This window comes from Nitrosomonas sp. (assembly GCF_040240425.1).
GTDB lineage: Bacteria > Pseudomonadota > Gammaproteobacteria > Burkholderiales > Nitrosomonadaceae > Nitrosomonas.
Window position 1 is genome coordinate 1 of record NZ_QPHG01000060.1, and the last position, 11055, is coordinate 11055.

10 protein-coding genes are annotated in these 11055 nt (G+C 52.9%); 8 read left to right on the forward strand and 2 right to left on the reverse strand.

Going from position 1 to position 11055, the window contains the following annotated elements; all coding sequences use genetic code 11:
- The first annotated feature begins 311 nt into the window (after nt 1–311).
- From DU481_RS14900 to DU481_RS14915, 4 genes are read left to right on the forward strand one after another with little or no spacing between them, the layout of a single operon-like run.
- Nucleotides 312–1352, forward strand: a complete 1041-nt coding sequence (locus tag DU481_RS14900; protein ID WP_350135793.1) for a hypothetical protein — start codon at nt 312–314, stop codon at nt 1350–1352.
- 23 nt (nt 1353–1375) lie between these two features.
- Entirely contained in the window at nt 1376–2068 is a 693-nt protein-coding gene (locus tag DU481_RS14905; RefSeq protein WP_350135795.1) for an energy transducer TonB, read from the forward strand.
- The gene (locus tag DU481_RS14910) at nt 2069–2842 is read left to right on the forward strand and encodes a MotA/TolQ/ExbB proton channel family protein (RefSeq protein ID WP_350135797.1); all 774 of its coding nucleotides are present in this window, start codon (nt 2069–2071) and stop codon (nt 2840–2842) included. It abuts the gene before it with no gap.
- The gene (locus DU481_RS14915) at nt 2842–3261 is read left to right on the forward strand and encodes an ExbD/TolR family protein (RefSeq protein WP_350135799.1); all 420 of its coding nucleotides are present in this window, start codon (nt 2842–2844) and stop codon (nt 3259–3261) included. Before DU481_RS14910 ends, DU481_RS14915 begins: the two co-directional genes overlap by 1 nt.
- A 194-nt stretch (nt 3262–3455) precedes the next feature.
- Here the strand turns inward: DU481_RS14915 and DU481_RS14920 are convergent, their stop codons facing one another.
- Complete coding sequence (locus DU481_RS14920) at nt 3456–6233, reverse strand: DNA methyltransferase (protein ID WP_350135801.1); 2778 nt, start codon at nt 6231–6233, stop codon at nt 3456–3458.
- A 163-nt stretch (nt 6234–6396) separates the two neighbouring features.
- On the opposite strand from DU481_RS14920, the gene DU481_RS14925 reads away from it, so the two are divergent.
- From DU481_RS14925 to DU481_RS14935, 3 genes are all read left to right on the forward strand, one after another.
- A complete protein-coding gene (locus DU481_RS14925; protein ID WP_350135803.1) occupies nt 6397–7368 on the forward strand; it encodes a 2-hydroxyacid dehydrogenase in 972 nt (323 codons plus the stop codon).
- Between the two features lie 210 nt (nt 7369–7578).
- Nucleotides 7579–8217, forward strand: coding sequence for a PEP-CTERM sorting domain-containing protein (locus tag DU481_RS14930; protein WP_350135805.1), 639 nt, complete (start codon nt 7579–7581; stop codon nt 8215–8217).
- 244 nt (nt 8218–8461) lie between these two features.
- Nucleotides 8462–8794: an SMR family transporter gene (locus tag DU481_RS14935; RefSeq protein WP_350135807.1), complete on the forward strand. Its 333-nt coding sequence runs from the start codon at nt 8462–8464 to the stop codon at nt 8792–8794.
- 14 nt (nt 8795–8808) lie between these two features.
- Here DU481_RS14935 and DU481_RS14940 read toward each other — a convergent pair whose 3' ends face one another.
- Entirely contained in the window at nt 8809–10125 is a 1317-nt protein-coding gene (locus tag DU481_RS14940; RefSeq protein ID WP_350135809.1) for a pyridoxal-dependent decarboxylase, read from the reverse strand.
- A gap of 167 nt (nt 10126–10292) precedes the next feature.
- On the opposite strand from DU481_RS14940, the gene greB reads away from it, so the two are divergent.
- Nucleotides 10293–10841, forward strand: coding sequence for a transcription elongation factor GreB (gene greB / locus DU481_RS14945; protein ID WP_350135811.1), 549 nt, complete (start codon nt 10293–10295; stop codon nt 10839–10841).
- Nucleotides 10842–11055: the final 214 nt, after the last annotated feature.

An 11055-nucleotide genomic window follows, 5' to 3' on the forward strand; every position in this document is an offset into this window, starting at 1 on the left:
AATCCGGCTACAAAACACCACTGAAAAATGAATTGCCGGGAATTCGTGTTCAAAAAAATGGCAGGATTACCGGGAAATCTGGAAATCACTAATTGTTCAGCGCTTCCCTAGGGAAATGCTGATTAATTGGCTATACGAGCGAATCACTTCGTTGCGCGGTACTCGCATCCTCGCCTATCTTATTGATATGTTTTGGTTGCTGTGTTCCGTGCGCCTTGTGCTTCATCTCGTCCGCCGAATTAATTAGCGTTTCCCTAGCCATGTTCAATCGCGCTGAACTCAAAATTAATCAACTTTACTGACACTGAGATATGCCTAATCTATTTAGAAACGTAATCAAAAATTCTCTTCCTGCACTGGGTTCTAATTCACGCCGTGTAATCTCTAGCATCTTGCTGGGAGCGTATTTATCGCATCCGCTGATACTGAGTGCTGGTGAATTGCATCAGCACATCGAGGTTAAAGTTCTCGAAGGACGTGTACAAGCCAGCTTTTGTAACCCTGAAAAAGGGTGCAGCCTGGTGAAGCCGGAAACCCTCGGATTACCGGCCGGGCAGATGCCGATTGATCAACTGACCGGCACGCCGATTTATGTATCGGAGTTCAGCATTTTTCCCGACCGTACCGCGATTGATAGCCCCGGCTTCGAAAGCATTGCTGGCGATATGACGGCCGGGGACAGGGTGCGTTACCGCGCCAGCGGACACTTGAGTTATTGGAGCACCGATAAGCGTCAATGGACATTAGCGCCGGAAGGAATACAAATCCGCTTGGCTGGCGGTTTGGATATACAGCCTAATCAAGATTGCGGGCAGGTATTCTGTATTCCTAAAACTGTCGAAGGATTTACAGTATTTAACCGGCACGGCGTAAGCAGCGCAACCTCACTGATTGTTGGTGAAGTGCGTGCCAATGGTTCCTTACACACGCATCTCGACTGGATTATTGAGTCAGACCGGGGTGCTTCGAATGCCCCCGCGGGTGCTTACATGGTTGAATTACAGTTGGTCACCGAGTCTCATCCTGTACCTTCTGATTCGTTGTGGATCATGTTCAATAACGGCTTGCCATTAGCGGATTTTCAACAAGCCGTGGCGGGACGTGTACTGCAACCGAATACCGATACCGCGCTAGCGGATAAATTGTTTAATTGGGCGGAATCCAATTATCCTGCTTTGTTTCCACACACAACGGCATCATTCGTAGCGCTTGGATATTACGCGCGCTGTTATCGAAACAACGCTTGTGTCGGTATAAAAGACAATCATATCTTCGCAACCGGCGGTGAATTTGGCCCCAATATTGTTACGTTAGGTGAATTTAGCGTATTCGCGGCTCAAGCCGGTCTTTAATCTTTCGGTATTTCAATTTCGCAATGCAATCATTATCGCGAAACAATATTGGCTATCTGGGATCGCAGCAACGCGCTATTACCTTACCGGGATTGTTGTGTGTACTGATATTACATGCGGGCCTGTTTTATTTTTTGTGGAGTCAGCGCCTGACGCCACCGCCTGAGCAAATGGTGGCATTATTTGCCGATCTCATCACATTGCCACCCCCGGTCAGCGTGACGGAGCCTCCGCCCGCCAAGCCTCAGCCTGTGAAGAAACCCGCAGTAGTCAAGCCAAAACAAGAGCGTCTTGCCGCGAAATCACCGGTAACGCCCAAGCAGGATGCGACTGTCGAGCCGTCACCGGCGCCTCCGGCGGAAGCACAAACTAAAGCCGCTGACCCCGTGGCTGCGCCGCCTGCACCAATGCAAACAGGCCCGGTTGCGCTATCTGCGGAATTATCCGTTTCCTGCTCAAAATTGACGGCGCCTGTCTATCCCGCTATTTCCCGCCGCATGGGTGAGGAGGGCAAGGTGGAACTGCGTGTGGAGCTGGATGAAAACGGGCGCGTCGACACAATCAGTATCATCAATAGCAGTGGCTATAGGCGGCTTGATGAAGCGGCGTTAGCTGCGGTGAAAAGCTGGCAATGCAATCCATCGCTGCGCAATGGCCAGCCGGTTCGTGCTGTTGCCTTACAACCTTTTAATTTTGTATTACAGGGAAACGAATAAATGGAAACAGGACTAGGTTTTTCTAACTTTCTTGCGCAAATTGATGAAGTGGGTATCAGCGTGCTGGCGCTACTGGTATTACTCTCAATAGCGAGTTGGTATCTGATTATCACAAAAAGTATCGCCAACTATATGGCCAAGCGCCGCGCCGAAGCATTTATTAAACATTTCTGGAGTTTTGATTCTCTCCAGGCGGTCAGTATCGAGTTTAAAAAAACCGCCCCGGATAATGTCCCCAATAATGCTTTTGCAGCAATTGCCAAGCTGGGAATCGATGCCGCCGCTGATTCCAAAATTCACGGTTCGCATAAATTAGCGGCAGCAGGCGGCACGAGTGAATTCCTGACGCGTACTTTGCGTAATGGCATCGATCAGGAAGCTACCCGGGTAGAGAATGGGTTAACGCTGATTGCAACAGCAGGTTCGGCAGCGCCTTATATCGGTTTGTTTGGCACAGTTTGGGGAATCTATCATGCCTTGATTCAGATCGGGCTTTCGGGGCAGGGCACATTGGATAAAGTAGCTGGCCCTGTCGGAGAAGCATTGATCATGACAGCGCTGGGATTGGCGGTGGCTATCCCCGCGGTACTTGCTTATAACGCCTTTGTGCGCCGGAATCGGATTTGGCTGGCGCGTCTGGAAGCCTTTGCGCATGATCTTTTTATTCTGATTACAGTCGGAGATGGCGATGAAACAAACTCTCCGGTGCGATCCTCCTCCTCCCCCGCTGTTGCAGAAACGCTTGATGTGGCCTATGAAAGGAGGCGGCAATAATGGCGTTCGGTAGTATGCAAGGCAGCAGCCGCCAAGCGCCGATGGCGGAAATCAATGTGGTGCCATTGGTCGATGTCATGCTGGTATTGCTGATCATTTTTATTATTACAGCACCGTTGCTGACACATTCCGTCAAAATTGATTTACCAAAGGCCGAGAGCTCGCCCAATATCACCCAGCCTGAGCACGTTGAGTTGGCTATCCGGGCGGAGGGAAGTTTTTTTTGGAATGGTGAGCCGGTGGCATTGGAGCAATTGGCGCCTCGCTTTGGCGAAACAGTTGCTCAGGCCCCAAATACCGAGCTATATATCCGCGCGGACAAACTGGCGCATTATGAGCACGTCGCACGGATTATGAGCATTGCGGCCAAGGCTGGCATGACACGCATCGGATTTATTACAGATCCTTCGGAAAAATAACGGCTGCTTATCGCCAGCTCAGTTTACCGGTTATCAATGCCGGTAAACAAACACTAAAAGGCTGGATGTCGCTGCTTGCAATTGAAACATCAGGATCGACCGGGTGACCGTTTTCAATGACCGGCGGTATGCAGAAAATGCGTGTAGTAACGCACCGTGATGCTCGCAGCGGGTTTCGCCATCAGGGAAGCGGGTCAATCGGGTTGTTTTGCTACTTTTTTGCCGGGTTTCCGGGTTGTGGCGGCGGGCAGCAGGCTGGTGATTGTTTGGTAGCGCTCGAACAAAAACGCCACGCGCTCGGCTTCGGAGGCGAACGATTTTTTGCCGTAGGCGGCGTCGACGGCGCGGTCGAGTGTCTGATGCGCGCGCACCAGTTCCGGCGGCATCGCCAGCGGGTCGTACAAGTCAGCCAGAGTGGAACTTGGAAATTGCGCGCGGGCATCGAGCACGGCCTGTGCGGCGGTTTCGATGGTTTTGCGTTGGGTATCGGTGGGTTCCGGCCAGGGGAAAGTGTTGTATGTATATTTCGCAGAGTATCGGTAACGACTTTCCAATCGGCCCGATGTGATTTTCATCCAAGCCATGTGCATGACACTGGTTAGAATGCCAAACTCATACAAACCGGCATCAGGAACAATTTGCAGATCGTTTGCAGCAATCACTTCAGAAGATAAGAAGCCAATCGGGATATAAGATCGATTCTCCGATGAAGTACGTGGCAAGGCCAGATAAATACCATCCACCGGTTGCCGGTTTTCGGTAAATCGAGTTGGGGTTGCAGCTTTATCACGCGTAGCTGCTTTGGAGCTTTTTAATCGAAATTCGCGCACAGCTTCAACACGCTGTAATACTGCTGGCATTAAGCGTAGTTCATTTGGCGGACAATTTAATAACCATAGGCAGTAACGATATTGATTGTGAATGAAGCCTTCCGCGCCTAAATACGGGCGAAGCCATTTTTCTGCAATAGGTTCCGAGGCTATTAATGTATCTTTGTCAGCAGGTTCAAGAATCAAATGACCGCCATCAGCGGGAATGCTGCCATTTGCCAGTGGACGTGAAGCTGAAAGTGGTTGCATTCGACCTTCTGCGATGATGTTGGGTGCATCCACCAAATACGGATTGATGTTTCTGGCCGCTATGGCATGCGCTTCGCCCTGAATGTTTTCATATTCAAAAATGGTTTTCTGCGCCGCTTCTTGCAAACCAAAACCGATGATGACGCAATGCACTGCGGCTTTGCCGCTGGCTTCGCTGCTCCATTGAAAGGTGCGGTGGGCGAAATGTAGATGCACACCGTGGCGCAATAAATCCGGCCACAGTACGCCGACCTGTTCGCCTTGCGTGATCGAGTTGGTCGAGACGAACGCGACCCGGATTGCCGGGTGGGTGGCGATGTAGCCGGTAGCCTTACGGTACCAGCAGGTGACGTAATCGAGCAAACCCGCGTTTTTGGTGTCGTGAAAAATCGTCGCGACATCGGTGCGCTGTGCGTCATTCAAGAATTTTGCGCCAATAAACGGCGGATTACCCATCACAACATCGCATTCTTCCGTCGCGATGACGCTGTTCCAATCGAGCCGCAGCGCGTTGCCGTGCACGATGTGCGCGGATTTTTTCAACGGCAGGCGGATGAAATACTGGCCGAATTCTTCCGACACCAGCGCGTTCATTTGGTGGTCGGTCAGCCATAGCGCGACTTGCGCGATTTGTACCGGGAATTCCTCGATTTCGATGCCGTGGAACTGATCGACGTCGACCTGAATGATGGTGGCGATGTCGAGCGCTTGCTGGCCGCTGTGGTGCAATTCGCGCAGCACTTCCAGTTCCAGCTTGCGCAGTTCGCGGTACGCGATCACCAGGAAATTGCCGCAGCCGCATGCCGGGTCGAGAAATTTCAGTCCGGCGAGCCTGGCGTGGAACGCTTGCAGGTTTTGCGTGCGGCTTTTGACGGTGTGGCGGATTTTATCGAACTCAGCGCGCAGTTCGTCGAGGAACAGCGGGCCGATCAGTTTCAGGATGTTTTCCTCGGTGGTGTAGTGCGCGCCGAGGTTGCGCCGCGCGTTCGGCGTTTCGTCCATGATGTTTTGGAACAGCGAGCCGAAAATCGCCGGGGAAATACCGCTCCAGTCGATGGCGCAGCAATACAGCAGCGCGGCGCGCATGTCGCGGTCGAAGCTGGCGAACGGCAGGCGTTCCTCGAACAGTTTGCCGTTGATGTACGGAAACCGGCTCAGCGTGTCGTCGAGGTTTTTCAGCCGCGCGGTTTCCGGCGTGTTGAGCACGTCGAACAGTTGTGCCAGTTGCGGCGCGAGATCGCTGCCGTCTTCGCGCGTTTGCTGCTCGATGAATTCGGTGAACTGGGTGCGCTCGAAAATGCCGGTGTCCTCGGCGAACAGGCAAAACAGTAGGCGCACCAGATAGACTTCGAGCGCGTGGCCGGTGTAGCCGATCTGTTTCAGGCGGTCGTGCAGCCGTGCCATGCGCTGCACCGCCTTGGCGTTGACCGGGCTTTGCGGTGAGATTTTCTGCGGCTGGTATCCGGCGATGAACCAGAACAGTTTGACGTTTTTGTACAGTTCTTTCAGCAGGAATTCGCTGTACGTGCCTTCGATCATGTCGTACAGGCGGAAGCGCGCAAAGTCGCTGACCAGCACGAAACGCGGCAGTTCATGTTCCTTCAGTCCGGGGAAATAATCGATGGCCTGCTGGTAGGCGCGATCCAGATCTTTGCCGCGCGATTTGTGCTCGATCAGCAGGTTGCCTTTCCACAGCCAGTCGATGTAGCCGTCGCGGTCGCCAAGTTTTTTGACTTTTTGCTCGAAACTGCCGATGCGCCGCTGATTGATGCCGAACACGTTGAAAAAGTCGATCCAGAACGGTTTGGCGTCGGCGTCTTCCGATTCCGCTTTGGCCCAGTCGCGGGAAAACGCCAGCGCGCGGTCTTTGATTTCGTTCCAGGCTAGCGCCATGCAGTCTCCGGTTTATTCTTAGGAAGCTCTGAAAAACTACTGTGCTCGCTACCTTTTTCAGAGCTTTCTTATTTATTTTGCCCCGCCCGATTCTACGTGATCGCGCCGGGAAACGCCAAGGACCGCCTGTGGTATGATTTTCCATCATGATCAGGAGCAAGATATGCGCGCTATTTTTCTGGATTTCGGTTCCGTCACCCGCGGCGATATGGACTGCGCCACGCTGGAGCGGGCGATTGCGCCGTGGCAGTTTTATCACGATTCTTCCGAGGCGGAAGTGGCGGAACGCATCCGCGACGCTGAGGTGATCGTCAGCAATAAGGTGTTCATCGGCCGCGCGGCGATTGCAACGGCAAAACAACTCAAGCTGATTTGCGTGGCGGCGACCGGGTACAACAACGTCGACCTGGCGGCGGCTGCCGAATATGGCGTGCCGGTGTGCAACGTGCGCGGCTACGCCACGCCGTCGGTGGTGGAGCATGTGTTCATGCTGATGCTGAATCTGGCGCGGCATTTTTCTGATTATCAGGCGCTGGTCAAGCGCGGCGGCTGGCAGCAAAGCCAATTTTTCTGCCCGCTTGATTTTCCGGTCATCGAATTGTCCGGTAAAACGCTCGGCATCATCGGCCACGGCGAACTTGGGCACGCGGTGGCGCAGGTCGGGCAGGCATTCGGCATGCAGGTGCTGATCGCGGATCACAAAGGCAAGCCGCCGCGCGCTGGTAGAACCGCATTTGATGGCGTGCTGCGGCAGGCGGATTTCGTCACGCTGCATTGCCCGTTGTCGGCGGAAACGCAGCACTTGATGAGTCAACGCGAATTTGCATTGATGAAGCCGACGGCGTATCTGATCAACACCGCACGCGGCGGGCTGGTGAACGAGGCCGATTTGTTGCAGAGTTTATCCAGCGGACAGATCGCCGGTGCGGCTATCGACGTGATCCAAGGCGAACCGCCCGGCCAAGATAATGCGATCCTGCGCACATTGCCGCCGAACCTGATCGTCACGCCACACATCGCCTGGGCCAGCCGGGAATCGCGGCAGCGGCTGCTCGATCAACTGGCCGGGAATATCGAGCATTTTTTCCAAAATAAACCATTCAATCAGGTTACCGATGCGATTGGGGGTACCTGAAATTAGTACAAAATTGGCACTAAAAAAATAAAAAAAAAGATAAAATTGGAAAGGAAATTCCTACAGAGAAGAGGAATCTTTTGCGAGAAGGGCTCGTTGACGACATTTGGCAGTTTACTGCTGTGAGCGATTAAAAAGCGAACGTGCAGTTAAACGAACATGTGTTGATAAAGTATCAGTCTAGTTATTTCTAATTTGAGGAGAAAAATAATGAAATTCATGAAAAGCGCTACGCAAGTTGCCGCCGTGCTCGGGTTTTCCGTGTTATTGAGCGGCGTCAGCTATGCATCGCCGGCTGGCTCAATCACCGTAACCAATCCTGGCCCGTTAGGTTCTTTCAGCATCAATACCGCTGCTTTTGACGGCACCAGTGGTCAAATCGAGAAATTGACGTTCGATCTGTCCGGAACGCATTGCTTGGATGGCGGGAGTTGCATACTGGGCGAGTCGTTGGTATTCGGCGGTTCGGGTGGCGGAACTTTTGCCTATGATCCGGAAGCCAATGGCACATCGTCATTATTTGGCGCGGTGGGCGCAACGGTATTCGGTTTTGATTTCACCGGTTTCGATCCACTGAATGTATTCACATTTTCCTGGGATCCGGATGTCGCCAGTAACGGCGATTACGGTGCAATCGTTGCAGAACTTGCTGGAACTGTGATCACTGCATCCGTTCGTTTTGCTGGAGGAGATGTTTTGACCTACGCAGGAACGATGGGAATCGTCGGACCGGACGTTGCTGCTAATCTGGTTCCCGTTCCAGAACCTGAAACCTATGCGATGTTGCTGGCTGGTCTTGGTCTGATCGGTTTTGCTGGCTACCGTCGTAAACAAGCGGCCGCAGTTTAATCGCTTGATCGTAGGATTGCTGTAAATCGTTTTAGAAGAACCGGCGCTGCGGTAAAACGCAGCGCCGGTTTTTTTATGAACCATCGAGCTGACAGTGTTCAGCTGTCACGTTTATCTTCATCATGCAGCGTTTATGCTGCGGTTTGCGTTTACTCCATCGTGTTTTGGTAACATAGCGAAGCTATTTCAATGCATCCGGCTGAAACCGGTGCTTGTGACCATCCCAATACAAGGAGTGATACCCATGCAGCAGTGGATTTTTCTTGCCGTCGCTATCGTCAGCGAAGTGATCGCGACATCATTCCTCAAAGCCGCTGAAGGGTTTACCCGTTTGTGGCCATCGCTGATCGTTGTCATCGGTTATTTGCTGGCTTTTTATTTGCTGTCGTTGACGCTGAAAACCATTCCGGTCGGCGTGGCGTACGCGATCTGGTCGGGCGTTGGCATCGTATTGATCGCCCTGAGCGGCTGGCTTTTTCTGGGGCAATCGCTGGATACGCCCGCAATCATCGGTTTGACGATGATCGTGGCGGGCGTGGTGGTGATCAACGTGTTTTCCCGCACGGTACCGCATTGATGCGGCCATCAGGTTTATTTCAGATCGCTCAGGAATTGATCCAGCACATCCTTGCTGGCGTGCGGCATTACCACGATGTGCGCATGTGGCACCAGCTTGCCGTGATTGTCACGCAACCGCATTGTTGCCAGTGAGTAACGGTCGACCACCGATTCGTCCGGCGTTCTGAAATAAATAATATTCGAGCGGTCGTTAATGCGCACCGGCTGCAAATGGCTGTAGTGGCTGCGCATTTCCTTCAGCAAATAAGCAGCGTTATCCAGTATCGCTTTTGCATCGGCGGTTTGCTGCGCGAATGCGGTGTCCGAGCTGAAGAAGTAAAACTCGGCCGGTTTCACGGCATCGCGCGAGCAAGTGATCGTGCCGGGCACTTGCTTGATATATTCCGGATCGTGAATGCCGCTGAACAGTTCCCGGAATGCTTCAAAATTGCTGCGGGTGGTGATGAACAGCCCCGCAGGCGAAGGAAAGCCGAAAAACTTGTGACAGGAAACGGCGATGGAATCGTAGCGTTGCCGCATTTTTCCGTTGAGCGGATCCGGCGCTTGCTGCATTAAGTCGCCGGCAAACGGTGTGTGCGGCAGAAAACCGCCGAACAGTGCGGCATCCAGATGCACATACGCGGTGCGGTTTTTCAACTTCTCCTGGATCGCATCGACTGGATCGATCGCGCCTTTGAAGGTAGTGCCAATGGTAGCGACGACCAATGCGGGATGGTTACGATTGGCATTCAGCTGCCGTTCCAGATCGGCAACGTCCATGCCGCCATCGGGCGCCGTGCCGACGATGACCGATTCGAGTTGCAGCAGGTCGCGCAGAATCTGGATCGAATAGTGCGCTTCGGCAGTGAAATAGACTTTCGGCAGTACACCGGTGCGGTTCTGCAAAATGGTCCGTCCCATATACAGCCCGTGCATGTTGCTGTCAGTACCGCTGTTGCTGAGAAATCCCCAGATGTTACCGTCCGGAAAACCGTAACGTGCGCCGAAGCGGCCGATCAATTCACGTTCGAATGCATGGCCATTGAACGGGATGTGGCTATGGTCGTATGGATTGCCGACGTTGTTGAACGCAAACCGGTTAAAGCCCGCGGCGGCGAGTTCGTTGCGCCAGGCAAGAAATTCTTCCGGCAGAGCCGTCATGTTGATCGGGTAGCCGAGCAAGCGGTTTTTATGCCGTGCGAAATCGTGCATGGCTTTTAACGTGGCCGCTGCGCTTTGCGGCGCTTGTTGTGCTGACTTTGGCAAGGTTGCCAGTGCGTGAGGTGAGCATACGGCCGCTAACGCCGTTGCGCCGGTCATGCTCAGAAATTGACGCCGGTTAATAGTCATGATATTGGCCTCCTGAACAAAATATGCCCGTTAGATACCCTTCCGGTCACAAGGTTTCTTAACCGGCAACCTTTTAAAATGCGCCATTCCATAGTGCGGAGGATTGAATTGATCGCCGAAGACCGCTATCGTAACAACCTGATAATTTTTACTGATGATTGGCATGTATGAGCAAGGCATTTACCAAAGATAGCGACGACGACGACGAACCCGACAGTACCCCGCAATTGCCGCAAGGGGTTAAGAACTATATCACGCCGGGTGGCCATCAGCGGTTGAAGGATGAGTTCGATCAGTTGTGGAAAGTGGAACGGCCGGAATTGGTTAAAACGATTACCTGGGCGGCTTCCAACGGCGACCGCTCGGAAAATGGCGATTATATCTACGGCAAAAGGCGTCTGCGCGAGATCGACCGGCGCTTGCGGTTTTTATCCAAGCGCCTGGATAACGCCGAGGTGGTCGACCCCGCGCAACGCGGCGAATGCGATCAAGTGTTTTTCGGCGCTACCGTGACCATTTGCAATAGCCAAGGCGAGGAAAACACCTACAGCATCGTCGGCATGGACGAAGCCGATCCCGGGCGCGGCCGCATCAGCTGGATTTCCCCGCTCGCCAAAGCGCTACTCAAGGCGCATGAAGGCGATGTAGTGAAGTTGCATACGCCAGGTGGATTGGAAGAGCTGGAGGTGGTGGAGATCCGTTACGAAGCGTTGTGAGGTTCTATTCCTTATCAGCAATTTATCCGGATAAGTAGTTTGTGTTTAATTGTAAGAATTCCTAGCGTTGTTTACAGTATTCAGGAGAATACTGCAGATGAACATACACAAACGCACTCGCTTAACATTATTGGATCGTCAGGAAATCTGGCGGCTTTATCAAACCCGGCTGTGGAAGGTAACGCATTTGGCAGAACACTTCCACGTCAGCCGT

What these genes read in the sequence shown, in the direction of transcription:
- DU481_RS14900 (WP_350135793.1), top strand. Translation starts at nt 312, where the DNA reads ATGCCTAATCTATTTAGAAACGTAATCAAAAATTCTCTTCCTGCACTG.
- DU481_RS14905 (WP_350135795.1), top strand. Translation starts at nt 1,376, where the DNA reads ATGCAATCATTATCGCGAAACAATATTGGCTATCTGGGATCGCAGCAA.
- DU481_RS14910 (WP_350135797.1), top strand. Translation starts at nt 2,069, where the DNA reads ATGGAAACAGGACTAGGTTTTTCTAACTTTCTTGCGCAAATTGATGAA.
- DU481_RS14915 (WP_350135799.1), top strand. Translation starts at nt 2,842, where the DNA reads ATGGCGTTCGGTAGTATGCAAGGCAGCAGCCGCCAAGCGCCGATGGCG.
- DU481_RS14920 (WP_350135801.1), bottom strand. Translation starts at nt 6,233, where the DNA reads ATGGCGCTAGCCTGGAACGAAATCAAAGACCGCGCGCTGGCGTTTTCC.
- DU481_RS14925 (WP_350135803.1), top strand. Translation starts at nt 6,397, where the DNA reads ATGCGCGCTATTTTTCTGGATTTCGGTTCCGTCACCCGCGGCGATATG.
- DU481_RS14930 (WP_350135805.1), top strand. Translation starts at nt 7,579, where the DNA reads ATGAAATTCATGAAAAGCGCTACGCAAGTTGCCGCCGTGCTCGGGTTT.
- DU481_RS14935 (WP_350135807.1), top strand. Translation starts at nt 8,462, where the DNA reads ATGCAGCAGTGGATTTTTCTTGCCGTCGCTATCGTCAGCGAAGTGATC.
- DU481_RS14940 (WP_350135809.1), bottom strand. Translation starts at nt 10,125, where the DNA reads ATGACTATTAACCGGCGTCAATTTCTGAGCATGACCGGCGCAACGGCG.
- greB (WP_350135811.1), top strand. Translation starts at nt 10,293, where the DNA reads ATGAGCAAGGCATTTACCAAAGATAGCGACGACGACGACGAACCCGAC.